This window comes from Pseudoclavibacter sp. RFBJ3 (assembly GCF_002931375.1).
Lineage (GTDB): Bacteria > Actinomycetota > Actinomycetes > Actinomycetales > Microbacteriaceae > Pseudoclavibacter.
In genome coordinates this window covers 91,807-115,713 of sequence record NZ_PSXZ01000005.1, presented here as the reverse complement: position 1 = coordinate 115,713, position 23,907 = coordinate 91,807, and the positions used below count along the sequence as shown (strand labels likewise).

Annotated in this window: 21 protein-coding genes; 6 read left to right on the top strand and 15 right to left on the bottom strand. The window is 69.3% G+C overall.

Annotated features, from left to right (window positions below):
• Positions 1 to 119: 119 nt before the first annotated feature.
• A complete protein-coding gene (locus C5E07_RS06740) occupies positions 120 to 5,615 on the top strand; it encodes an SCO7613 C-terminal domain-containing membrane protein (RefSeq protein WP_104298882.1) in 5,496 nt (1,831 codons plus the stop codon).
• Positions 5,616 to 5,644: 29 nt separating this feature from the next.
• On the opposite strand, the gene C5E07_RS06735 is transcribed toward C5E07_RS06740, so the two are convergent.
• From C5E07_RS06735 to C5E07_RS06725, 3 genes are read right to left on the bottom strand one after another with little or no spacing between them, the layout of a single operon-like run.
• On the bottom strand, positions 5,645 to 6,607 hold the full coding sequence (locus C5E07_RS06735) for an Fpg/Nei family DNA glycosylase (RefSeq protein ID WP_104298881.1): 963 nt from the start codon (positions 6,605 to 6,607) through the stop codon (positions 5,645 to 5,647).
• Positions 6,600 to 7,145 carry a ribose-5-phosphate isomerase gene (locus tag C5E07_RS06730; RefSeq protein WP_104240752.1) on the bottom strand — a complete coding sequence of 182 codons (546 nt, stop codon included), beginning with the start codon at positions 7,143 to 7,145 and terminating at the stop codon, positions 6,600 to 6,602. The genes C5E07_RS06735 and C5E07_RS06730 overlap by 8 nt, the downstream gene beginning before the upstream one ends.
• Entirely contained in the window at positions 7,145 to 7,753 is a 609-nt protein-coding gene (locus tag C5E07_RS06725; protein ID WP_104240751.1) for a DsbA family protein, read from the bottom strand. Before C5E07_RS06725 ends, C5E07_RS06730 begins: the two co-directional genes overlap by 1 nt.
• 83 nt (positions 7,754 to 7,836) lie before the next feature.
• Between C5E07_RS06725 and pepN the strand changes: the two genes are divergently transcribed.
• On the top strand, positions 7,837 to 10,392 hold the full coding sequence (gene pepN, locus C5E07_RS06720; RefSeq protein WP_104298880.1) for an aminopeptidase N: 2,556 nt from the start codon (positions 7,837 to 7,839) through the stop codon (positions 10,390 to 10,392).
• An 82-nt stretch (positions 10,393 to 10,474) separates the two neighbouring features.
• On the opposite strand, the gene C5E07_RS06715 is transcribed toward pepN, so the two are convergent.
• Positions 10,475 to 10,954 carry a glutathione peroxidase gene (locus C5E07_RS06715; RefSeq protein WP_374953196.1) on the bottom strand — a complete coding sequence of 160 codons (480 nt, stop codon included), beginning with the start codon at positions 10,952 to 10,954 and terminating at the stop codon, positions 10,475 to 10,477.
• A 108-nt stretch (positions 10,955 to 11,062) separates the two neighbouring features.
• Here C5E07_RS06715 and C5E07_RS06710 point away from each other — a divergent pair, with 108 nt between their 5' ends.
• Both C5E07_RS06710 and C5E07_RS06705 read left to right on the top strand, forming a co-directional pair.
• Positions 11,063 to 11,989, top strand: a complete 927-nt coding sequence (locus C5E07_RS06710) for a mechanosensitive ion channel family protein (protein WP_104298878.1) — start codon at positions 11,063 to 11,065, stop codon at positions 11,987 to 11,989.
• Positions 11,989 to 12,441, top strand: coding sequence for a globin (locus tag C5E07_RS06705; RefSeq protein WP_104240747.1), 453 nt, complete (start codon positions 11,989 to 11,991; stop codon positions 12,439 to 12,441). Before C5E07_RS06710 ends, C5E07_RS06705 begins: the two co-directional genes overlap by 1 nt.
• Positions 12,442 to 12,481: 40 nt before the next feature.
• On the opposite strand, the gene gdhA is transcribed toward C5E07_RS06705, so the two are convergent.
• Together gdhA and C5E07_RS06695 are read right to left on the bottom strand one after the other, a co-directional pair.
• Positions 12,482 to 13,828, bottom strand: coding sequence for an NADP-specific glutamate dehydrogenase (gdhA, locus tag C5E07_RS06700; RefSeq protein WP_104298877.1), 1,347 nt, complete (start codon positions 13,826 to 13,828; stop codon positions 12,482 to 12,484).
• A gap of 77 nt (positions 13,829 to 13,905) precedes the next feature.
• On the bottom strand, positions 13,906 to 14,622 hold the full coding sequence (locus tag C5E07_RS06695) for a hypothetical protein (RefSeq protein ID WP_104298876.1): 717 nt from the start codon (positions 14,620 to 14,622) through the stop codon (positions 13,906 to 13,908).
• A 53-nt stretch (positions 14,623 to 14,675) separates the two neighbouring features.
• Here C5E07_RS06695 and C5E07_RS06690 point away from each other — a divergent pair, with 53 nt between their 5' ends.
• Positions 14,676 to 15,650: an acyl-CoA thioesterase II gene (locus tag C5E07_RS06690; protein WP_104298875.1), complete on the top strand. Its 975-nt coding sequence runs from the start codon at positions 14,676 to 14,678 to the stop codon at positions 15,648 to 15,650.
• Positions 15,651 to 15,704: 54 nt separating this feature from the next.
• Here C5E07_RS06690 and C5E07_RS06685 read toward each other — a convergent pair whose 3' ends face one another.
• The 5 genes from C5E07_RS06685 to msrA form a co-directional block, all read right to left on the bottom strand.
• Positions 15,705 to 16,202 (bottom strand): thioesterase family protein, encoded by a 498-nt coding sequence (locus tag C5E07_RS06685; protein WP_104298874.1) that lies wholly within the window; start codon positions 16,200 to 16,202, stop codon positions 15,705 to 15,707.
• A gap of 115 nt (positions 16,203 to 16,317) precedes the next feature.
• Positions 16,318 to 18,000, bottom strand: a complete 1,683-nt coding sequence (gene ettA / locus C5E07_RS06680) for an energy-dependent translational throttle protein EttA (RefSeq protein WP_104240742.1) — start codon at positions 17,998 to 18,000, stop codon at positions 16,318 to 16,320.
• 46 nt (positions 18,001 to 18,046) lie between these two features.
• Positions 18,047 to 18,502, bottom strand: coding sequence for a DUF6993 domain-containing protein (locus C5E07_RS06675; protein WP_146080538.1), 456 nt, complete (start codon positions 18,500 to 18,502; stop codon positions 18,047 to 18,049).
• A 49-nt stretch (positions 18,503 to 18,551) separates the two neighbouring features.
• The gene (locus C5E07_RS06670) at positions 18,552 to 19,103 is read right to left on the bottom strand and encodes a single-stranded DNA-binding protein (RefSeq protein WP_104298872.1); all 552 of its coding nucleotides are present in this window, start codon (positions 19,101 to 19,103) and stop codon (positions 18,552 to 18,554) included.
• Between the two features lie 172 nt (positions 19,104 to 19,275).
• Positions 19,276 to 19,797: a peptide-methionine (S)-S-oxide reductase MsrA gene (msrA, locus tag C5E07_RS06665; RefSeq protein ID WP_104240739.1), complete on the bottom strand. Its 522-nt coding sequence runs from the start codon at positions 19,795 to 19,797 to the stop codon at positions 19,276 to 19,278.
• A 96-nt stretch (positions 19,798 to 19,893) separates the two neighbouring features.
• Between msrA and C5E07_RS06660 the strand changes: the two genes are divergently transcribed.
• A complete protein-coding gene (locus C5E07_RS06660) occupies positions 19,894 to 20,178 on the top strand; it encodes a hypothetical protein (protein ID WP_104298871.1) in 285 nt (94 codons plus the stop codon).
• 44 nt (positions 20,179 to 20,222) lie between these two features.
• Here C5E07_RS06660 and nadE read toward each other — a convergent pair whose 3' ends face one another.
• The 4 genes from nadE to C5E07_RS06640 form a co-directional block, all read right to left on the bottom strand.
• Positions 20,223 to 21,044, bottom strand: coding sequence for an ammonia-dependent NAD(+) synthetase (gene nadE, locus C5E07_RS06655; protein ID WP_104298870.1), 822 nt, complete (start codon positions 21,042 to 21,044; stop codon positions 20,223 to 20,225).
• Between the two features lie 96 nt (positions 21,045 to 21,140).
• Positions 21,141 to 21,455 (bottom strand): metal-sensitive transcriptional regulator, encoded by a 315-nt coding sequence (locus C5E07_RS06650; RefSeq protein ID WP_104240736.1) that lies wholly within the window; start codon positions 21,453 to 21,455, stop codon positions 21,141 to 21,143.
• On the bottom strand, positions 21,452 to 23,731 hold the full coding sequence (locus C5E07_RS06645; RefSeq protein ID WP_104298869.1) for a cation-translocating P-type ATPase: 2,280 nt from the start codon (positions 23,729 to 23,731) through the stop codon (positions 21,452 to 21,454). Before C5E07_RS06645 ends, C5E07_RS06650 begins: the two co-directional genes overlap by 4 nt.
• Positions 23,728 to 23,907, bottom strand: coding sequence for a hypothetical protein (locus tag C5E07_RS06640; protein ID WP_104240734.1), 180 nt, complete (start codon positions 23,905 to 23,907; stop codon positions 23,728 to 23,730). Before C5E07_RS06640 ends, C5E07_RS06645 begins: the two co-directional genes overlap by 4 nt.

The window sequence follows — 23,907 nt, the reverse complement described above, 5'->3', positions numbered from 1 at the left end:
TCTGACCGGGCAGTCCTCCCCCGCTCCCGCTTTCGCCTCCCCATTCTTGTCCGGAGAACGGCATCCTCGCGGCTCGCTCGCTAGGCTGACGCCCAGACAACCCCGGGGGTAGACGCAGAGTGACTGACGCAGGAGTGGGCAGACAAGCCCAGAGGCCACGGTTCCCGAAGACGCTCGGCGATCTCACCGACCCGAGCAAATGCCCTTCGTGCTTCGAGACCTATGGCGCTCCAGGGCCGTCCTGCCCCGCCTGCGGCTTCACCCGCGACTCGGCGGTCATCAGCCATCTTCTCGACCTCGGCGCGCAGGCGCGCGGCCCCCTCCTGGCCCGCGGTGAGTTCATCGTCGCGGCGAACGAGCAGGCCAAGGCGAAGGCCCGCGCGGCGCGACAGGACCAGCTGGCTCGAGCCGAGGAGACACGACTCCGGGAGGAGGAGCGGGGCAGGAGCCGGGCAAGCGACGCGCTGCTCGCGGCCGACCACGCGAGGCTCCTCGGAGGAGCCGCAGGGCACCTCGGGGCGGATACCGCTCCGGCTCCGCGCCAGGGGCAGAACACGCAGCAGCGCGGCCAGCACGTGTCCGCGCCGGCGCAACAGACGACGCAGCACCCGGCGCCGCAGCCGACGGAGACCTGGGCCACGCAGCGCGCGCCCTCCGGGTATCAGGCACCACCGGCCCAGCACCTGCCGCCCACCCCGCCAGCTCAGCCGCCCCGGCCCCGTCGCTCGAGCGTCCAGTTGTTGCTCCTCGTGCTCGGCATCGGGCTCCTCAGCATCGCAGCGGTCGTCTTCCTCACCTTCGCCTGGGTCGTCTTCGGCGTCGAGGTCAAGGCGGCCATCACCGCCGGCGTGACGCTCGCGGTCATCGCGACCGCCAGCATCCTGAAGCGCCGGAGGCTCTCGGCCACGGCGGAGGGAATCGGTGCGCTCGGTGTCGTGCTGGTCGTCCTCGACGTGTGGGCCGTCCAGGCCACGGGTCTCCTCGGTGCCGGCAACGTGCCGGGAACGCTCTACTGGGGCATCGGCCTCCTCGTCGCGACGGCGGCCTTCGAGGCCTGGCATCGCCTCTCGCACGTGCGCGCCCCCGGCATTGCCGCGAGTCTCACCGTGCTGCCCGCCCTCGCCCTCACCGCGGCCGGAGCCACCGCCACGTTCCTGTCCCCCGTGCAGCGCCTGGTCCTCGCCCTCGTCTTGGCCGGTGCCGCCTCCGCGCTGCACGTTCTGCTGCGCGTCAGGCCGTCCGTCTCGGCCGCGACGCAGGGCCCACCCGCCGCCGACTCGTTCAGCGGTGCAACTCCGCGCTCGCTCGAGCGCTGGATCCTCTCCGTCACAGGCGTCGTCGCCCTGGCCGGCGGCGTGCTCTGCGGCGCGGCGGCGGCAACTGGCAACGACCCCTGGCTCGGGTACGCCTTCCTCTTCCTCATCGCGGCTGCCTCGGCGGCCCTGCTGGCCTGGCTCGTCAGCCAGGAACGCGGAGCACTCGCCGCACGCAGCCTCCTCATCGCCTTCGGCATCCTGACGGCGCTCTCGCTCGGGGCAGTCCCCCTGAGCTTCACCGGGGCCGTGCGCCTCGCGCTCTCGCTTGCGCTCATCCCGATCCTGCTGGCCGCAGCCCAGGTGCTCAGATCCCGACTCGCCGCGACAGCACGCCCGCAGTCCGCCGCGTTGCAGCTCGCCGTGACTTCGCTGAGCTTCACGACGCTCGCAGCGGCTGCGGTCCCGGTGATCTCGCTCGGCCTCTCGGTCGTATCAGCCGACTCCGTGCTGTCCTTCGCCGCCGCTGACCAGGCCGGAATGGCAAGGGCGCTCTCGGGCGCCGAGCTCCGCACCTGGTGGGCCATCGCGGGTGGCGCGCTCGGGCTCGCCGTGGCAGCAGGCCTGCTGCAGCTCGTGCCCGGCCGGATCCGGCAGCTGACCCCCGCCTTCACGGCGGCGGGATCGTTCCTCGCGCTGTGCGCCGCCGCGAGCGCTCCTGGGGCGCTCGCCGTCACCATCGCGAACCTGCTGATCGCCGCGGCCTCCGTCGCGGGAGCGGTCGTGCTCGCCCGCGAGCGGCTGGTCCCTCCTGCCTCCGCAGTCCCCACGACTGCCCTCAGAATCGTGCTCCAGTGCGTCGCCGGCGTCGCGATCCTCGCGCTGCTGGCGGCGGGGCTCGCGGTGCGACCCGTCGAGATCGGCGCGCTTGTCGTCGGCGCTGCGCTCACCTTCGGGCTCCGGTTCTCGGCCGGGCGCACCTCACCGCTCCGGCCCGTCCTCACCGCACTCACGGCCGCGCAGCTGCTCGCCGTCCCCCTGCTCGTCGCGTTCGTGCGGGACGCCTGGAGGACCCCGGAGCCATCGGGGACGAACCTCGCCATCACGTGCTCCTACCTCGGCATCGCGCTCCTGCTCGCCGCCTCGCTGCTGCTCCCACGACCGTGGCTCTCCACCGCCGAGCGCATCCTGCTCGCCTCCGCGGCAGCCCTCCCTGCCTTCGTCGCCTCCTTCGTGCTGCTCGCGCTCCTCAGGTCGAGCGCGGCGCGAAGCGACGACGGCGCCCTCCTGACGGACGCCGGCTGGCCGCTCGGAGCCCTCTGGCTGAGCTGCGCCGCGCTCGGCGCGCTGCTGTGCGCCGCGTTCGTGCTCGTCGCCCTGCGCCGCCGGCAGGACGAGGATGCACCCGCCGTGGTGCCGCTCCTCGCCGTCCTGCCCCCAGCCCTCTGGGCAACGCTCGGGGCGCTCGTCACGGCGTTCGTGACGGCTCAGTTCCTTCCGCCGGTCGTGGCCTCCCTCGGCGTCGCCGCCGCCGCGCTGGCTGCCGGTGGCACCCTCGCGGCCCGACTTCGCGGCGCTCAGGGAAGCAGGGTCCTCTCCGCCGAGCTCGCAGCCACCGCCGTCGCGCTCGTCTCCCTCGTGAGCACGCCGTTCTTCACCGGCGCCTTCGGGTCGTCCGCCGGGGCGCAGTACCTCGCGGCGACGATCGCGACCTCGGCCGCCGTGCCGGTGCTGCTCGCGATCTCCCCCGCAGGGCTGTTCCGCGCGCGAGGACGAGCCTCGATCGCCTGGATCGGCGTGGGCCTCCTCACCGCCGCCTGGTACGTCTTCGCCACCGGCACCCCCGGCATCACGAGCTCCGAGGGCGTCCATCTCCCCGCCGGAGTCCCGCTTGTCGTCTCCGCACTCCTGCTCTGGTGGTTCGGCCGGGCGCGGAGCGCTGGCGAGCCGGCACGAGCGGCCGCCTTCGTCCTCGCCGGCGGGCTCGTGCTCTCGACGGTCGTCCCCGCGATCAACTCAGCCGAGACGACCACGGGCACGCTGCTGTACTTCCTCGTCGGCATCGTGGTCGCCCTGGGGGTCGCCCTTGCAGCGAGCATCCTCAGCGTCCCAGCCCACGCGCGTCCGCTGCTCGTCTCGCTGAGCGCCTCGGCCGCCGGCGTGGCCGTGCTCACGGCGCTCGCCCACGTCCAAGCGAACCTGACCGGCGACCTCAACCCGCGCGGCGTGCTCACCGGCCTGATCACGAGCGTCGAGGCACTCGTGTGGCTCACGGCCTGCGTCCTGCTCGTCGGCACCGTGTCGTGGCTCCTGCTGCGCCGCGTCTGGGCTGCGGATGAAGCCAGCGCCCGCCGCAAGCTGCTCATCGCTCTCCTCGCAGCGACCGGCGGCGCCGTCGTCATCGCGCTCCTGCTCACCACCCGGTTCGAGAGCGCCATCCTGCTGCTCGGCCTGGCGCTGCTCGCGGGCCTCCTCGCAGCCGTCCTGCCCGATCGCCTCGTCACCGCCGCCGGCCGCGCCGGACTCGCCCTCGTCGGCTTCCTAGCGCTCGCATCCCACGGTGTCGCCGTGGCGGTCGGCACACCCAGCGGGCCGAGCAGCCCATGGATTCAGCAGCAGACCGGCATCACCGTGCTCCTCGTCGGCCTCGTCGCGGCAGCCATCGTCGTGATCGCCCGAGTGCTCTCCGCCCCGAACCTGCTCGTGAGACTCGCCAGCTACGCCACCACGGTCCTCGCGACCTGGCTGCTCGTCGACCACGTGCAGGCCATCGGAGTCGAAAGCGTCTCCCCCGTGCAGATCGCCGCCGCAGCCGGAGTCATCGGAGCGCTCACCGCCCTGGCCGGTGTGCTCCTGGCTCCCGAGGGAACGCGCCGAGGAGACGGGATCGCGCTACGCGCGCTCGGCCTCCTGACGGCGCTGGCCGGCGTCCCCCTGGGAGCGGGAGCCTCACGCGCCCGAGTCGAAGGGTTCGCCGATTGGAGCGCGCTTCCGACCGCAGTCGCCCTGCTCGCGGCCGCCGCCATCGTCGCGAGCCTCCACGTCGGGGCGCGCTCGCCGTACGCGATCCTCCGCTACCTCGGCGTGCCGGTGCTCGCGCTCGCGTGGGTCTGGGAGGTGCTCGGGAACTGGGACGGCTCCTCCTTGTTCGTGGCCTTCGGCGGAGCGTTCCTCGTGTTCTTTGCAGCCGGCACCGCGACTGCCGCGAGCGGCCGTCTCGGCGACGAGCCCCGTCCGCCAAGCGTCGAGAGCCTCCTGTGGCTGGCAGCGGCACCCGGCATCTGGCTCAGTGCGGGCGCGATCGCCGCGGTCGCGCAGCCCCTCGACGAACCCGGCGCCCGCATCCTGTCGCTCTCGGTGCCGGAGCTCGCACTCGCCATCCTGACCCTCGCGCTGGTCGTCGTCTGCACCGTCGCGCCCGTTGCCCCGCGGATGCGCGCCTCGGCCAACGCGCTCGGCGTCGGCTCGTCGATCTCGGCCGCCGTACTCGGCCCCGCCCTGGTCATCGCAGCGCAGGGCCCCCTGACCCCGGTCACCCTGCCGCTCTGGGGTGTCCTGCCTGCCTGCTTCGTGCTGCTCTTCGCGAGCGCGCTGTGGCGGCGCCAGCACCAGCTCGAGAACCCGCGCCTCGCCGCGCTCGCCTCGACGGTGCTCGTGCCCCTCGCCATCACGGCGCTGGTGCTCTCCGCCCTCCCGAGCGTCCTGCGACGCGAGGTCGAGAACGGCCAGCAGGTCGCACTCACCTGGGTCCTGGTGCTCTGCGCCGTCACGCTGGCGAGCCTGGTCCGCCCGGAGCTGCTCCCCACTCTGGCGCCGGCGCAATCCGCCCCCGGCGCTCGGCCCTCGCTGCGCGTCCCCGTCCTCGCGTTCTCCGCAGCCGCCCTCGTCGCCATCATCGGCGTCGTGGCCACGGAGGCCCCGGCCCCCTGGCTCGAGCTCGCGACGGCACCCCTCGGCGCCACGCTGCTGGCGGGAGGCCTGTTCTTCCTCGACAAGCGCCCCGCGCTGCGCAGCTGGGCCGCGCTCACCCCGGGCCTGGCCCTGCTGCTGGTCCCGAGCTACCTGGCGCAGTTCGCCGACCCGGCGCCTTGGCGTCTCATCGCCCTCGGCCTCGGCGCGGTCGGCGTCACCGTCTGGGGAGCCACGCGTCGCCTCCAGGCGCCGCTCGTCTTCGGCGCGATCATCACCGCGCTCCACGCGGTCACCGCGTTCCGCCAGCAGCTCGCCGTCGTCGCCGGCGTCGTCCCCTGGTGGGCGTGGCTCGCACTCGCGGGCACGGTGCTCGTCGTCATCGCGACCACGTACGAGGCGCGACTGCGCGACGCGAAACGCGCCGCCGCGTCCATCCGCTCGCTCAGGTGAGCGCGCCGGCTGTCAGCTCACGAAGAACGTCAGAGCTGGCAGCCGGGGCACCAGTAGAGCTTGCGGGCCTGCATCTCCTCGAGGGCGATGGGAGTTCCGCAGACACGGCACAGCTCCCCGGCACGGCCGTAGACCCAGTGCCGGTCCTCGCGGTTCTCGAGTGCCGCCGCCTTCGCCTTCCCGCGAAGCCCGTCGATCGTCATCATCTGGCCAACCTCGACGCCGATCTTGAGCAGCTTCGTCCAATCGCGCCACAGCTGCCTGAGCTGCTCGTCGGTGAGCTGCGAGGTCGGCGTGTGCGGGTTGATGCCCGCCCGGTAGAGCATCTCAGCCCGGTACACGTTGCCGATGCCGCTCACGATCTGCTGATCCATGAGCACGATGCCGATGGGCGTGCGCTTGCCCCGCGCACGCTCGAGGAAGCGCGCCTCCGCCTTCGCACCGCGGTCGACGAGCGGGTCCGGCCCCAGCTTCTCGATGCGCGCAGCGACCTCGTCGCCCGTCATCAGCTCACACGCGGTCGGACCACGGAGGTCGGCACACGTCTCCGCGGTGAGGAGCCGCAGCCGCACGGCCCCGACGGGCTCCGGCGGCCACTGCGAGAGCTCCTGCTCGCGCTCAGCCTCGGCCATCTTCAGTCGCGTGCGCCTCGGGGCCCCGATGCTCGAGAGCGAGGTCTCACCCCGCGAGTCCTCGATCGTCACGCCGGGACGCCTGCGCGAGTACTCGCCGGTCTGCCCGAGCGTCGTCGAGACCTGACCGGAGAAATCCCAAGCACCGTAGATGCCGAGGTGCACGCGCAACCAGACGCCGCCCTCGAACCGCGAGAACATGTGCTTGCCGACCGCGAAGGTCTCGACCATCTCGCGGCCGTCGATCTCGGCAGCCCCCTCGACGAAGCGCCCCTGCGGCGAGGACGCCGAGACGACACGCCCCGCATAGTTCGCAGTGAACTGGCGGGCTATTCGGTGGACGGAGTGACCCTCAGGCATTCCCCGCCGGCGTCTCAGACTCCACCATCGGCGGCACGACGGTGCCGACGGCGCCAAGCACCGACTTCCCGGCGATCTTGCCGGTCTGCTCGTACTCGGCGAGCTGCGAGATACGGCGCAGGTGGCGCTCTTCTCCCGGGAACGGCTCGGCGATGAAGATGTCGATGAACCGCAGCACATCCACGATCTCGTGCTGCCTCGCGCCGATGGAGATCACGTTCGCGTTGTTGTGCTCGCGCGCCAGCTGCGCCGTGGCGTCGCTCCACGCCAGCGCCGCACGCACACCCGTGACCTTGTTGGCCGCGATCTGCTCGCCGTTGCCAGAACCGCCGAAGACGACGCCGAGCGACTTCGAGCCGTTGGCCCAGTCGTTGGCGACAGCCTGCGCGGCGTTGATGCAGAACGACGGGTAGTCGTCGAGGGCGTCGTACTCGGACGGGCCGTGGTCGACGACCTCGTGACCCTGATCGCGCAGGTGCTCCTGCAGCTGCTGCGAGAACTCCAGTCCAGCGTGATCCGTCGCCACGTGGATGCGCATCAGTCGAACACCGGTCCGCGGGTGCGGCTGCGCTTGAGCTCGAAGAAGCCATCGACCGACGCGGCCATCACGACGCCGTCGAAGAGGCGAAGCGCCTCCTCGCCCTTCGGCGCAGGAGACACGACGGGGCCGAAGAAGGCGACGCCGTCGATGGCGATGATCGGCGTTCCGACCTCGTCACCGACACGCTCCATGCCGGAGAGGTGGCTCGCGCGGTAGCGCTCGTCGAACTCGCCGGCGTCGGCGCGCTCGACGATCGACTCGGGGATCTCCAGCTCGGTGATCGCCTCCTGCAGCACCTCGTCGCGGTCCTTGCGCCCACCCGGGTGGATGCGCGTGCCGAGCGCGTCGTAGAGCGCCTTGACCTTCTCGTTGCCGAGGTCCTGCTCGACGCCGGCGACGACGCGGCCGAGGCGAGAGGTTCCCTGCAGCATGTCGCGGTACGACTGCGGGATGTCCTTCTCCTCGTTGAGGAGCTCGAGGCTCATGATGTGCCAGGTGATGTCGAGGTCACGATGGCGAGCGACCTCGTCGATCCATCGCGAGGTCATCCAGGCGAATGGGCAGATCGGGTCGAACCAGAAATCTACTTTGATCGGTGCGGGCATACGCATAAGCCTACTCGGCAGGACTAGGCTGGCCGCGCCGCAAGCCCGGAACCTCCGGGCTCCCTCACACCAAAGGAGCTGGAATGCCCGGAGAGAACCTGACTCGCGCTGAGTCGGTCGAGCGTCGAGGAGTTGTGCTCGGCGTCGAGCACTACGACGTCGCACTCGACCTCACGACGGGTCCTGAGACGTTCCGCTCGATCACGACGGTCACGTTCTCGGCGGTTCCCGGCTCGTCCACCTTCATCGACGCCATCACACGCCAGGTGCACAGCGTCGTGCTCAACGGCGAGGCGCTCGACGTCGCCGCCGTGAACGACGGGGTGCGCATCCAGCTGCCGAACCTCGCCGAGCACAACACGCTCACGGTCGACGCGGACGCGATCTACATGAACACGGGCGAGGGCCTGCACCGCTTCGTCGACCCCGCTGACGGCGAGGTGTACCTCTACTCGCAGTTCGAGGTGCCCGACTCCCGCCGCATGTTCACGGTGTTCGAGCAGCCGGACCTGAAGGCGAACTTCACGTTCCATGTCACGGCCCCCGCGGCGTGGCAGGTCATCTCCAACGAGCCGTCGCAGGCGCCTCAGCCCATCGACGGCGAGCGTGCCGTCTGGCACTTCGCGACGACGCCGCGCATCTCGAGCTACATCACGGCGCTCGTGGCCGGCCCGTACACGGTCGTGCGCGATGAGCTCACCTCCATCGACGGACGCACGATCCCGCTCGCCGTGTACTGCCGCACGTCGCTCGCGCCGAACCTCGACGCCGACAACATCTTCCGCACCACGAAGCAGGGCTTCGAGTACTACGAGAAGGCCTTCGGGGTTCCGTACCCGTTCACGAAGTACGACCAGCTCTTCGTGCCCGAGTTCAACGCGGGCGCCATGGAGAACGCCGGGTGCGTCACGTTCACGGAGACCTACGTGTTCCGGTCGAAGGTCGCGGATGCGGTGCGCGAGCGCCGCGTCGTCACGATCCTCCACGAGCTCGCCCACATGTGGTTCGGCGACCTCGTCACCATGAAGTGGTGGAACGACCTCTGGCTCAACGAGTCGTTCGCGGAGTTCATCTCGACGCTCGCGACCGCTGAGGCCACCGAGTGGACCGAGAACTGGGTCACCTTCAACGCCAGCGAGAAGTCGTGGGCGTACCGACAGGACCAGCTGCCCTCCACGCACCCGATCGTCGCAGAGATCCGCGACCTCGACGACGTGCAGGTCAACTTCGACGGCATCACCTACGCCAAGGGCGGTTCGGTCCTCAAGCAGCTCTTCGCCTGGGTCGGCCGCGACGCGTTCTTCGCCGGCATCAACGCGTACTTCCAGAAGCACGCGTGGGGCAACACGGAGCTGCGCGACCTGCTCGTGGAGCTCGAGACCACAAGTGGCCGCGACCTCACCGAGTGGAGCGCCAAGTGGCTCGAGACGGCCGGAGTCAACACGCTCCGCCCCGTCTACGAGCTGGACGAGCAGGGGAACTTCGCGTCGTTCGCCATCGAGCAGACGGCGACCGCCGAGCACCCCACGATCCGTCCGCACCGCCTCGCGATCGGCCTCTACAACGTGCAGGGTGACGAGCTGGTGCGCATCCACCGCTTCGAGCTCGACGTCGACGGCGCGCGGACCGAGGTGCCGAGCTTCGTGGGCGGTGCGCTCCCGGACCTCATCATCGTGAACGACGACGACCTCGCCTACGCGAAGATCCGTCTCGACGAGCACTCGGTCGGCACGGTGCAGCAGCATCTCCCCAAGCTGCGTGCTCCCCTGTCCCGCTCCCTCGTCGTCAGCTCGCTCTGGGATGCGACCCGGGATGCGGAGCTGCGCGCACGCGACTTCATCCGCACCGTGCTCGGGGTCATCGGCACCGAGACCGAGTCGACGACTCGCCGCACAGTGCTCGGTCAGCTCATCTCCGCGGCGAAGTTCTACACGGCGCCGGAAGACCGGGCCGAGATCGTCGAGGTCGTCACCGACGAGCTCTTCGAGCTGGCCAAGCAGGCTGAGGCGGGATCGGACGCGCAGTTCAGCTTCGTCAAGTCGTTCGCCTCTCTCGCGGAGAGCCCAGCGCAGCTCGATGCCGTCGCCGCGCTCTTCGACGGCACGTTCAAGCTCGAGGGCCTCGACATCGACACCGACCTCGGCTGGGAGCTCCTCTACGCGCTCGTCGCGGGCGGCCGCGCCGGCGAGTCCGAGATCGCGGCGAGGCTCGAATCCGACCGCACGGCGGACGGCGAGCGCAGCGCGGCACATGCCCGCGCAGCGATCCCGACGGCCGAGGGCAAGGAAGCGGCCTGGGCGTCCGTCATGGATCGCTCTGACGCCACCAACGCCATCGTGCGCGCCACCGTCGCGGGCTTCGACCGAGTCGCCGACGAGGCGCTCCTCGAGCCGTTCGTCGACCGCTACTTCGGTCACATCTCGACGATCTGGGCCGACCGGAGCTTCCAGATCGCGGAGACCCTCATCGAGGGCTTCTTCCCCGCAGGCCTCGCGACGGCACGCGTCCGAGACGCCGCCGACGCATGGCTCGCGAACAACGAGGGGGCGGCGCCCGCGTTCCGCCGCCTGATCATCGAAGGCCGCGCCGGAGTGGTGCGCGCCCTCGCCGCTCAGGAGCGCGACGCGCAAGCAGAGTAAGCACGGCAACGCGAAGAGGTCGCCTCCCCCTGGGAGGCGACCTCTTCGCGTTGCAGCCGGCGGTGTGCTGCGGGTCGAGGCGCTACTCGGCGAGTGCCGCCTCGATCGCCGCGACGACCTCCGGAGCGTCCGGCTCCGTCGTCGGGCGGAAGCGGGTGACCTTGCCGTCACGTCCGATGAGGAACTTCTCGAAGTTCCAGCTCACACGGCCTGCCTTGCCGTTCGCATCCGGAGTCTTCGTCAGCTCCGCGTAGAGCGGGTGCTGCGACCGGCCGTTGACCTTGACCTTCTCGAACATGGGGAAGCTGACGCCCCACGTGAGCGAGCAGTACTCCTTGATCTTGTCGGTGTCGGAGTACTCCTGCAGGAACTGGTTGCTGGGGAATCCGAGCACCGTGAAGCCCTGCGGGCCGTACTGGCGCTGCAGCTCCTCGAGCTTCTCGTACTGCCCCGAGAGGCCGCACTTCGAGGCGACGTTCACCACGAGCTTCACCGGCTCGTAGGTGGCGAGCTTCTTGGCCTCGCCGTCGATGGTGGTGACTTCGATGTCGTTCACGTTCAGGCTCATACGTGTGGCAACCGGAGCAGGCGCCCGCCTATTCCGTGTCGACGCAGCTCGGACGTGCCTCACACGAGACGGATAGGCGCATCCGCCTACACTCGAGGCGCTATGGCAGAATTCTGGACTTCCCTCACGACCGCGCTCGCCCCCTTCGACATCCCCATCACGATCGTCTTCTATATCCTCGGGGCGTTCGTGTTCCGGTGGATCCTGCTGCGGCTCATCGACCGCTCGGTGAAGCAGATCGTGAGCGGCGTCAAGAAGAAGCGCGGGGTGACGGACACGCAGGCCATCTCGGTCCGCTCGCCGCTCGCCGCTGTCAGGACGGTGCAGCGCACGCGCACGATCGGGTCGGTGCTGACGAACATCGTCAACGTCCTCATCGTGGTCATCCTCATCGTCATGATCATCGCGAAGATCGATCCGGGCATCCTCGCCTCCCTCTCCCTGCTGAGCGCGGCCGTCGGTGCCGGTCTCGGTTTCGGCGCGCAGCGCATCGTCGGCGATGTCCTCAACGGCCTCTTCATGGTCATGGAGGATCAGCTCGGTGTCGGCGACGTCATCGACATGGGCGAGGCGACGGGTGTCGTCGAGAAGGTCGGCGTGCGCATCACGCAGATCCGCGACGTCGAGGGCACACTGTGGTTCGTCCGCAACGGCGAGATCCAGCGCGTCGGCAGCTTCTCGCAGGGCTGGAACCGCATCGTGTTCGACCTCGCGGTTCCCTACGAGACGTCCCGCGCGCACGTCGAGCGGGTCATGCTCCATGCGGCGAAGGAGCTCACCGAAGACCCGGACTGGATGGACTACTTCATCGGCACACCCGAGATGTGGGGCATGGAGTCCATCTCCTCAGACGCTGTTGTCCTGCGCCTCACCATCCGCGTCCGCCCCGGCACGCGCTGGGAAGTGGAGCGAGAGCTGCGGGCCCGCACTCAGGACGCGCTAAAGTCGGCCGATATCAACCTGCCGTCCCTGAAGGCGATCGTGCTCGATGGGGCTGACGGCCAGCCGACGGCCGGAGGAGGTGCCTGATGACGAACAACCCCATCCACCTCCGAGCCTCAGAGGGCGGGGGCTCTGCCCTGCCGACGCTCTACGACGAGATCGGCGGCATGCCCGCCTTCGACAAGCTGGCCCACGCGTTCTACGAGGGGGTGCGCGACGACGAGCTCATGTGGCGCATGTACCCGCAGGACGACCTCGAGGGAGCGACCTGGCGACTCGGCCACTTCCTCGCCCAGTACTTCGGCGGGCCGAGCGAGTACAGCGCAGAACGCGGACATCCGCGGCTCCGGATGCGCCACAACGCGTTCCACATCAACCCGGAGGCGAGAGAGCACTGGCTTCGGCACATGCACGCGGCCATGGACCAGCTCGACCTCTCCCCCATCCACCGCCAGCAGATGGCCGACTACTTCGACCGCGCGGCGACCGCGATGGTGAACACCTTCGAGCCGAGCCCCGGAGCCGAGTCCGCCTCCTGAGCCCGGCCCGAACGGCCGTGGTCGCCCGACGCAGCCGCGGCTAGACGACGCCCTGCGCGAGCATCGCGTCGACGACCCGTGAGAAGCCGGCGATGTTCGCGCCGATCACGTAGTCGCCCGGCTTCCCGTACTCCTCCGCCGTCTCACTGCAGCGCGTGTGGATGTCGCGCATGATCTCCGCGAGACGCGCCTCGGTGTACTCGAACGTCCACGAGTCGCGCTGCGCGTTCTGCTGCATCTCGAGCGCACTCGTCGCGACACCGCCGGCGTTGGCGGCCTTGCCCGGGCCGAAGAGGACACCCTCCTCCGCCCGGAACCGGTCAGCAGCCTCCTTCGTGCACGGCATGTTCGCCCCCTCGGCGACGACCCGCACGCCGTTCTTGACCAGCGCCGCGGCAGCATCCCCGTCGAGCTCGTTCTGCGTTGCGCACGGCAGCGCGATGTCGACGGGAACGTGCCACATCCCGGCGGCGCTCGACAGCGCCTCCGCTCGCCCGCCCACCCGGTCGACGTACGCCCCGACACGCTTCCGCTCGACGAGCTTCAGCTGCTTGAGCACCTCGACATCGATGCCGTCAGGGTCGTACACCGCACCGGAGGAGTCGCTGGCCGAGACCACCTTCGCTCCGAGGGCCACGGCCTTCTCCATCGCGAAGATCGCGACGTTGCCGGAACCGGAGACCGCGACCTCCTTGCCGTCGAGGTCGTCGCCCTTGGTCTTGAGCATCTCCTGCGCGAACAGCACCGTCCCATAGCCAGTCGCCTCGGGTCGGACCAGCGACCCGCCCCACGTCATGCCCTTGCCCGTCAGCACGCCGGCCTCGAAGCGGTTGGTGAGGCGCTTGTACTGACCGAACAGGTAGCCGATCTCGCGCCCGCCCACGCCGATGTCGCCGGCAGGCACATCCGTGTGCTCGCCGATGTGCCGGTACAGCTCGGACATGAACGACTGGCAGAAGGCCATGATCTCGCGGTCGCTGCGCCCGCGCGGGTCGAAGTCGGCGCCGCCCTTCCCGCCGCCGATCGGCATGCCCGTGAGCGCGTTCTTGAAGATCTGCTCGAAGCCGAGGAACTTGATGATCCCGAGGTTCACCGACGGGTGGAAGCGCAGGCCGCCCTTGTAGGGGCCGAGCGCCGAGCTGAACTCGACGCGATAGCCGCGGTTCACCTGCACGTGCCCGTTGTCGTCGACCCACGGCACACGGAAGATGATCTGCCGCTCCGGCTCGCTCAGCCGGCGGATGACCGCGAGCTCGAAGTACTCGGGGTGGCGCTCGAGCACTGGACCGAGCGTGTCGAGCACCTCGGTCACTGCCTGATGGAACTCCGGTTCCCCCGCGTTGCTCGCGAAGATGTCCTTCTTGAGCCGTTCGATGCTGCGGTCCATGGGTTTCCTCCGGGGGTGCGGCGCACAGGGTGCGCGGGTGCTGAGCGATCGACTCGCTCAGTGGGCGACGGCAGCGTTCAGCGTGCCGAGCTGGATCGCAGGAGCACGTTGCCCTGCGTGGTCTCGAGTCGGAGCCAGGCTCCGGCGGTGAGGATGCGGGTCTCTTCACCCGAGCGCAGGAAGCCGAGGCTGAGGGCGGCGAAGGCGGCTCCGCTCGTGAGGCCGCTCTGCTCGTCGATCACGCGCGTCCAGACCTCCGTGCGCACGCGCTCGACCAGCGCGGTGCCCAGGTTGCCCGGCACGGCATCGGCGACTTCGGCGATGCCCTGGTCTGCGGCGGCGATGAGCGTGGCCGCCGACAGCGCCCCGGCCTGGGTCCACCCTCCGGTCGGTGCCGCGATGCCCGCCCACGATTCGCGGAGGCGCTCCGGCGGGACGGCGAGGTCGAACCCGACGGCCGCATCCGCCTCCCCTGACGGGGCGTCACCGCCGGCCGTCCGACGGCGAGCAAGGCGATCGAGGAGGCCCCGCAGAGGGACGGTCACATCGAACGCTCCCGCGTGGACGTCGTCGTCAGCCGCCCCCTCGAGTTCGGCTCGCAGCGCGCGGACGCCGAGCACGAGCGGCGAAGTGTCGAGGAGTCCCTGCGGTCGCAGCACGGGAACCCAGAACGCCGCAACCGTGCCGGCGTGCACGATGCGCACGGCCCCGTCCTCGATGCGACCGGCTCGACCGAGGAACGATTCGAGGTCGCGTGCGGCGTGCAGATCGGGGATGCGGAGAACGGGAGACATTGCCCTCTAACCTACTCAGTTCTCCGGGGGCAGCGGGTCCCTAGACTGCTGAGATGGCAGATCTGGTTCCCGAGTCGCCCTCGCACTCACCCGCGCCGCAGCAGCCGGCGCCGCTCTCGTTCGACGCCCTGGAGGCGCTGTCGCCGCTCGAAGCGTTCCTGCACACGCTGGACCTCACCGACACGGGTGCCCGCACTCGTGACGACATCTTCACGGGTCCGAGCCAATGGATGCCCCACGGCCGCGTGTTCGGCGGCCAGGTGGCGGCCCAGTCGCTGGTGGCGGCCGCCAGGACCGTGTCGGGCGAGCGACCCGTGCATTCCATGCACGGCTACTTCCTGCGTCCCGGCGACGTGAAGCTGCCGATCACGTTCGCCGTCGACCGCATCCACGACGGAAACTCGTTCACGACGCGCGCCGTGAGCGCGTTCCAGAGCGGGCAGCCGATCTGGTCGATGATCGCGTCGTTCCAGGACGTGGACGATGGGTTCGAGCACGAGGTGTCGATGCCGGAGGGCATCCCCGATCCGGATGACCTCCCGAGTGAGGCCGATCTCCTCGAGACGGTGAAGGCGACGCTCGGCGCTGAGGCGCCGGAGTCCCTCGCCGCGTACTGGCTGATGAAGCGGCCGTTCACGATGCGGCACGTCAACGGGCCCGTGTACCTCGAGCCCGCCGCCGATCAGACGCCGGCGCAGGCGGTGTGGATCAAGGCGGTGGAGCGCATGCCGGACGACCCGCTGCTGCACCGCGCGGCGATCGCGTACGCAAGCGACTACTCGATCCTCGAGCCCATCATGCGTGGGCACGGCCTGACCTGGTCGACGCCGGGGCTGCGAGCTGCGAGTCTCGACCACGGCGTGTGGTGGCATCGGGATGCGCGGGCTGACGAGTGGCTGCTCTATGTGCAGGACTCCCCGGTCGCGCGCGGCGGGCGTGGCCTCTCGCGAGGCCAGCTGTTCTCGCGTGACGGCGCGCTCGTCGCGACGGTGGCCCAGGAGGGCATGGTTCGCCGCAAGCGCCGCTGAACCGCAGCGCCGGGGGCCAGGGCGCCAGGAAGGCCAATACCGCCCCGCGCCCGGTCAGGCGTTGCTGCGGCCGCCGCGGAACGTGAGGGGCTCGTCGAGGTAGGCGGTCCAGGCGTCGCGTTCGCGGTCGTTGATGCGCCGCGGCCGCTGGGTCGCCGCGTCGATGAACACGAGCGTCGAGGACGCGATGACGTACTTCGTGCGTTCGCCGACCTCTGGCTGCGCGTCTTCGGGGCTCCAGATCTCGTAGTCGACCTCCGCGCTGGCGGCGCCCATCTTGGAGATCCACAGCTGCACGTCGAGGGGCTTCGTGGAGTACGGGATCGGGGCGAGGTACTCGATCTCGTTGCGGGCGATGAGGGTGAGCGTGTCGCCACCCTCCGCGGCCGCGTCGATGATGGCGAGGGGGCGCTCGTCGTCATTGGATGCGCCGATGTTCCAGAACGCGCGGACGCGGGCCTCCTCGAGGAGGGTGAGCACACGCGAGTTGTTGACGTGGTTGTAGGCGTCGAGGTCGCTCCAGCGGAGGAGCGTGGGAACGTGGAAGCGCATCGGAGTCGGTGGTCCTTCGTGTCTGCTTGGCGCCGGCGCGAGCCGACGTCGTCTGGCGGGGTGGGACGAGGAAACCCCGGGGTCGCACTGTGCGACCCCGGGGTTCCTGGTGGGACTAGTCCCTCGTGAGCTTGCGGTAGGTCATCCGCGACGGCTTCGCCGCGTCTGGGCCGAGGCGCTCGATCTTGTTCTCCTCGTAGCCCTCGAAGTTGCCCTCGAACCAGTGCCAGTGGCTCGGGTCTTCCTCGGTGCCCTCGTAGGCGAGGATGTGCGTGGCGATGCGGTCGAGGAACCACCGGTCGTGCGTGATGACCACGGCGCAGCCGGGGTACTCGAGCAGCGCGTTCTCGAGGCTCGAGAGCGTTTCGACGTCGAGGTCGTTCGTGGGCTCGTCGAGCAGCAGCAGGTTGCCGCCCTGCTTGAGGGTGAGCGCCAGGTTGAGGCGGTTGCGCTCACCACCGGAGAGCACGCCTGCCTTCTTCTGCTGGTCTGGTCCCTTGAACCCGAAGGTGGAGACGTAGGCCCGTGACGGGATCTCGACGTTCCCGACCTGCATGTAGTCGAAGCCGTCGGAGACGACCTCCCACACGTTCTTCTCGGGGTCGATGCCGCCGCGGGACTGGTCGACGTAGGAGAGCTTGACGGTCTCGCCGATCTTGAGCTCGCCACCGTCGAGCTCTTCGAAGCCGACGATCGACTTGAAGAGGGTCGTCTTGCCGACGCCGTTCGGTCCGATGATGCCGACGATGCCGTTGCGGGGCAGCGAGAAGCTGAGCCCGTCGATGAGAACTCGCTCGCCGAAGCCCTTCTTCAGCTTGTTCGCCTCGAGGACGATGCTGCCGAGGCGGGGGCCTGCGGGGATCTGGATCTCCTCGAAGTCGAGCTTCCTGGTGCGCTCGGCCTCGGAAGCCATCTCCTCGTAGCGGGCCAGGCGCGCCTTCGACTTGGCCTGGCGGCCCTTGGCGTTGGTGCGCACCCAGGCGAGCTCCTCTTCGAGGCGCTTCGCGAGCTTCTGGTCCTTCTTGCCCTGGACCTTGAGACGCTCCTGCTTCTTCTCGAGGTAGCTCGAGTAGTTGCCCTCGTAGCCGTGGAGGCGGCCGCGGTCGATCTCGGCGATCCACTGGGCGACGTGGTCGAGGAAGTACCGGTCGTGCGTGATGGCGATGACTGCGCCTGGATACTTCTGGAGGTGCTGCTCGAGCCAGAGCACGCTCTCGGCGTCGAGGTGGTTCGTGGGCTCGTCGAGGAGCAGCAGGTCGGGCTTCTCGAGCAGGAGCTTGCAGAGCGCGACGCGGCGCTTCTCACCACCCGACAGGACGCTGACGTCGGCGTCTCCCGGTGGGAGGCGGAGGGCGTCCATCGCCTGCTCGAGCTGCGAGTCGAGGTCCCAGGCATCGACGTGGTCGATGTACTCCTGGAGGGTGCCCATCTCTTCCATGAGCGCATCGAAGTCGGCGTCGGGTTCCGCCATGAGCGCGGAGATCTCGTTGAAGCGGTCGAGCTTCGCCTTCGTCTCGGCGACGCCGAGTTCGACGTTCTCGCGAACCGTCTTCGACTCGTCGAGCTCCGGCTCCTGCATGAGGATGCCGACCGTGAAGCCCGGGCTGAGGGTCGCGTCGCCGTTCGACGGGGTGTCGAGGCCAGCCATGATCTTGAGGATCGTGGACTTACCGGCCCCATTGGGGCCGACCATGCCGATCTTGGCACCTGGGAGGAACGACATCGTCACGTCGTCGAGAATGAGCTTGTCTCCGACCGCCTTGCGGGCGCGGATCATCTGATAAATGTACTCGGCCATGGGTTCCAGTCTAGGAGTTGGTTGGCACTCGGCGCGCGGCGCTCCGCTACCAGGTGATGGGCTGTGTGAGTCCGATGAGGCATTTGCCCGTGCTGACGGGGGCGACGATGTCCGAGGTGTAGCCGCGTGGGCCGCGCTGGCCGACGAGGCACTCCTCGCCGATCTTCACGGAGACGATGATGTAGTCGGCTTCGAGATCGACGTTCGTGCGGTCGAACGTGACCTCCATGGCGGCCTTGTCGAAGCCGGTCGCGGTGAGCCCGTCGACGAGTTCGACGGAGCTCGCTGAGCCATTGGTCGCGATCGTCTGCAGGTTCGTCTCGTCGAAGATCGGCTTGTTGTCGCTCGCCGTTCCGCCGGGAACGAAGGCCGCGGGTGGCGCTTGCGTCGCCTCGGCGGCCGCGGTCGTCTCGGCCGGGGGCTGCGCCTCCTGCGACGAGCATCCCGCCAGCGCCAGCGCCGCCACCAGAGCCACTGGGGCGATGAGAGCGAAACGGCGCATTCGTGACCTTTCTCGGACGGGGCGGTCACCAGTGTAGGTGGCCAGGCGCTCAGAAGGGCGGCTGGTACTCGCTCTCGTCGGAGACGGGCGGCTTGTGCCACTCCACCTCGTCGGGTGCTGGCGCCGGTTCATCTGCTTCCGGCGGGGCCTCACCCTGCATTCCGCCGTGCCCCTGCATTCCTCCCTGCCCCTGCGCCCCGCCGACTCGCTGCCGCTGGTCAGCGCCGCCCTCATCCTGGCGCACGCGCAGACGCTTCGCGAACGTCGAGGAGCCCGCCGTGAGGTCGTGACCGAGCGCATCCGCCACCACCTCGTGCTTCGTGCGAGGCCCGTTCTGCGAGTCGAACCTGCGCATCCGGAGCTTGCCGACGACGATCACCCGCTGTCCCTTCTCGAGCGACTTCTCCGCGTGCGTCGCGAGGTCTCCCCACGCGGCCACGTCGTACCAGTTGGGGTCGACATCCTCCCAGCTGTTCGTCGCCCGGTTCAGGCGACGAGAGTTGGTGGCGATGCGGAAGTTCACGACGAGCTGCCCGCTCGGCGTCGTCGTGAGCTCCGGCTTGCTGCCGAGGTTACCGATGAGCGTGATGTGGTCGTGCATGTCTCCCCCTTGGATCTGGCTGCGATGCGATCCGGCGCGGCGCTCGTGCCGGGAGCTCCGCGCCGGATCGTGGCACCAGTGTCGAGCTGGGAGGAGACGATCGTGCCTATGGGAGAGGCGCCTGTGCACGGCATCGCGTGCACAGGCGCCCTGTCGGCAGAGTGCCGGGAGATCAGAGCATGTACTGCGTGAACTTCGACCGCACCTTGTTGACCTTGGGCACGGCGACGAAGTTGCAGTAGCCCTGGCCGGGGTTCTTCGCGAAGAAGTCCTGGTGGTAGTCCTCGGCATCGAAGTACTGGCCGAGCGGCGAGATCTCGGTGACGATGCCGCCACCCCAGAGCTCGTCGGCACGGTCGCGCGCGGCTTCGAAGAGCTCCCGCTGGGCGTCGTCGGCGTAGTACATCGCGGAGCGGTACTGGGTGCCGACGTCGTTCCCCTGTCGGTTGAGCTGGCGGGGGTCGTGGAGTGTGAAGAAGATGTCGAGGATGACATCAGCCGGCACCACGTCCTCGTCGAAGACGACGCGCACCGCCTCGGCGTGCCCGGTCGTGCCGGTGCACACCAGCTCGTAGTCGGGCTTCGGGTGCTCACCACCTGTGTAGCCGGAGATCACATCGCTGACGCCTTTGACGTTCCTGTACACGGCATCGAGACACCAGAAGCAGCCACCTGCAAGCACGAATTCGGTCATGCGGCCAGGCTACGCCGGTGCGCGAGAACTTGGCTGAGCCCTGCGCGAACACGGCACCGGACGAAGAATGTCGGTGGTCGCTCCTAGCCTGACCTCATGTTCACGACGCAGCTGACCCAGCCCACGCAAACTCCCGTTCTGGCGCCCCGCACCGGACCATTCACCCAGCGTTTCGCCGAGCTGACCGCCACTCAGGTCCACGCCGCGCGGTGGCGCATCACGGGGTCCAACGGAGCAGTGCGCGGCTACGTCGAGGAGCACCCGCGCGGCTCGGGCGTGGTGTATGCCGCGACCCGCATGAGCCGCACGACCACCACGTTCCTCACGCTCGACGAGTTCTCCGACTTCCCCGAGGCGGTGAAGGCGTTCCGCTACCTCTGAGCAGTGCCGCCCTCACCCCGAGAAGGCGTCGTGGCCGGGAATCCTCAGGCTCGCCACCAGGTATCGGTGGGCAGCACCGGCAGCTGCCGCTTGTGCTCGGTCTTCCGGTAGAGGGCCTCGATGCGGGCTGCTGTCTCAGCATCGACCTCCCCACCCGTGAGGTAGGTGTCGATCTGGGTGTAGCTGAGACCGAGGTTCGCCTCGTCGGTCTGACCGGGGGTCTCATCGAGCAGGTCGGCGGTGGGCGCCTTCACGTACAGCCGCTCCGGAGCACCGAGCTCTTCGAGCAGCTGGCGACCCTGGCCCTTCGTGAGCCCCGCGAGCGGATTGAGGTCGGTGCCGCCGTCGCCGTACTTCGTGAAGAACCCCGTGACGGCTTCGGCCGCGTGGTCGGTGCCCAGCACGAGGAAGCCGCGCTCACCCGCGATGGCGTACTGCGCGACCATGCGCTGGCGGGCCTTGGAGTTGCCCTTGTTGAAATCGGTGATGGCACGGCCCATGGCCTGCAGGAAGGCATGCTGGAGACCGTCGGTCGCTGGCTTGATGTCGAAGCTGATGCGCTCGTCCGGCTCGATGAAGTCCAGCGCAAGCTGCGCGTCGTCTTCGTCGGCCTGGATGCCGTGCGGCAGGCGGACCGCGACGAACGTCGCCTCGCCACCCTCCGCGCGGACCTGCTCGACGGCGAGCTGGGCGAGCTTGCCGAGCAGAGACGAGTCCTGGCCGCCGCTGATGCCGAGCACGAGCCCCTTGGAGCCGCTTGCGAGCAGGTAGTCGCGCATGAAGGCGATTCGATCCCGGATCTCCGCCGCTGGATCGATGACCGGCTTCACGCCGAGGGCCGTGATGATTTCCTGTTGTGCGCTCATGGTGCCACCGATCCTAGCGAGCGCCTGTTTCGGTGGGGAGTCATTTTCAGGGGCAAGCACCCAGAGTGTCGCCGCCGCGACCCGGAGCGAGACCGCTCAGCTGCGCACGAGACGGGCGATGGCATCGGATGCTTCCTTGAGCTTCTGCTCGCCTTCGGCTCCCCCGAGCCGCACGGCGTCGGCGACGCAGTGCTTCAGGTGGTCGTCCATGAGGCCGAGCGCGACGTTCTCGAGGGCGGAGGTGATCGCGGAGATCTGGGTGAGGATGTCGATGCAGTACTGCTCCTCGTCGACCATCCGGTGGATGCCCCTCGCCTGCCCCTCGATGCGCTTGAGTCGAGTGAGGTACCTGCTCTTGTCCTCGATGTAGCCGTGATGGGCGTGGCCGCCCGCTTCGGTGATCTCGCTCATGATGCTGCCTTTCGTGGTGTGTGCTCTGGGGTGGCGGTCGGAGCTTCGAGGCCTCGGAAGGCCCGAAGCCGAAGGCTGTTGCCGACGACGAACACGCTCGAGAATGCCATGGCCGCGCCTGCGAGCATGGGGTTGAGCATGCCGAGCGCCGCGAGCGGGATTGCCGCGACGTTGTAGGCGAACGCCCAGAAGAGGTTGCCCTTGATGGTGCCGAGCGTGCGACGGGAGAGGCGGATCGCATCCACCGCGGCGAGGAGGTCGTCGCGCACGAGCGTGACGTCGGCCGCCTCGATGGCGATGTCCGATCCCGTCCCCATGGCGAGACCGAGGTCGGCTTGGGCGAGTGCCGCTGCGTCGTTGACGCCGTCTCCGACCATCGCGACGACGCGCCCCTCACTCTGCAGGCGGCGGATCACATCGACCTTCTCCTGCGGCAGCACCTCGGCGATGACCTCATCGATGCCGACTGCGGCCGCAACCTGCTTCGCGACGGTGGAGTTGTCGCCGGTCAGCAGCACTGGGGCGAGCCCGAGGCGGCGCAGCTCGGCGATGGCACGCTCGCTCGTCGGCTTGATGGTGTCGGCCACGGAGAGCACGCCACGCGCCTCACCGTCCCAGGCGACGATGACGGTCGTCTGCCCGAGGGCCTCGGCCTCGCGCTTGCGAGTCGCCAGCTCCTCACCCAGGTCTATAGCCCAGTCGGCAAGCAGCTGCTCGCGTCCGATGACGACGAGGTGACCATCGACGATGCCCTGCACTCCGGTGCCCTCGTGGTTCTGGAAGGCGTCGACGGCGGGCAGTGGGCCGACCTCTGCTGCGGCCCCGATCGCGAGCGCGCGAGCGATGGGATGCTCCGACGCGGATTCGAGCGCCCCCGCGAGCCTGAGGAGGTCACCTCTCGAGACGCCATCCGCGCTCCATGCCCCGACGAGGGCCATCTTGCCGCTCGTGACCGTGCCGGTCTTGTCGAGCACGATCGTGTCGACTCGGCGCGTGGACTCGAGGACCTCTGGACCCTTGATGAGGATGCCGAGCTGCGCGCCGCGTCCGGTGCCGACGAGCAGCGCCGTGGGGGTCGCGAGGCCGAGCGCGCACGGGCAGGCGATGATGAGCACGGCGACGGCCGCGGTGAAGGCAGCCGCGGCGGGGAAGCCGGCGCCGAGCCAGGCGCCGAGCGTCGCGACGGAGATGACGATGACGATGGGGACGAAGACGCCGGAGATGCGGTCAGCGAGTCGCTGGACCTCGGCCTTGCCGGTCTGGGCGTCCTCGACGAGCTTCGCCATCTGCGCGAGCTGGGTATCGCCGCCGACCTTCGTCGCGCGAACCACGAGGCGCCCACCCGCGTTGATCGTCGCACCGACGACTCGGTCGCCTTCGATGACCTCGACAGGGACGGACTCTCCGGTGAGCATCGAGGCGTCGACGGCGGAGCGGCCACCCGTGACGACTCCGTCTGTGGCGATCTTCTCGCCGGGGCGCACGACGAACTCGTCGCCGACGCGCAGCTCGCTGATCGCGATGCGAGTCTCCGCTCCCCCACGCAGGACGGCGACGTCCTTCGCGCCGAGCTCGAGGAGAGCACGGAGGGCCGCACTGGCCTGTCGCTTGGATCGCTTCTCGAAGTACCGACCGGCGAGCACGAACATCGTGACGCCGGCTGCGACCTCGAGGTAGATGTTGGCCGCGCCGTCGGAGGGGGCGATGGTGAGCTCGAACGGGTGCGTCATGCCCGCCTCGCCCGCTGTGCCGAGGAAGAGCGCGTAGAGCGACCACGCGAAGGCGGCGAGCGTGCCGACCGAGATGAGCGTGTCCATCGTCGCGCTGCCGTGGCGGAGGTTCATCCAGGCCGCCCTGTGGAAGGGCCAGGCTCCCCAGACGATGACCGGCGCCGCGAGTGCGAGCGAGGCCCACTGCCAGTACGTGAACTGGAAGGCGGGGACCATGGCGAGCAGGATCACGGGGACGGAGAGGACGATGCTGCCGATGAGTCGCTGGCGCAGGCTCGCGAGCTCGGGATCAGCCTCCGCAGACCCCTGGCTCGGTTCTGCCGCGTCCGGAGTCGGCAGCGCGGCTGTATAGCCCGTCTTCTCGACTTCGTCGATGAGGGATTGCGGGTCGAGCCCATCCGGTGCGCTGACGCGGGCCTTCTCGGTCGCGTAGTTGACGGATGCGGTGACGCCGTCCAGCTTGTTGAGCTTCTTCTCGATGCGCATGGCGCAGGAGGCGCAGGTCATGCCGCCGATCTCGAGCTCGATGTCGGTCGTCGTGTTCATCGTTCTCCCTCTCCGTGCTCGGGGGCTTCGGACTGCTCGTCTGGGGTCTGATGGATCTGTGGGCGCCAGTCGTCAGCCGGGCCCGCGTCGACGGCGAGCTGCGCCGTGAAGAAGGCCGCGCCGAAGACCGCCGCGAGGAGCGCGGCGTAGAGGCTGAGCTTGACCGGCACGTTCAC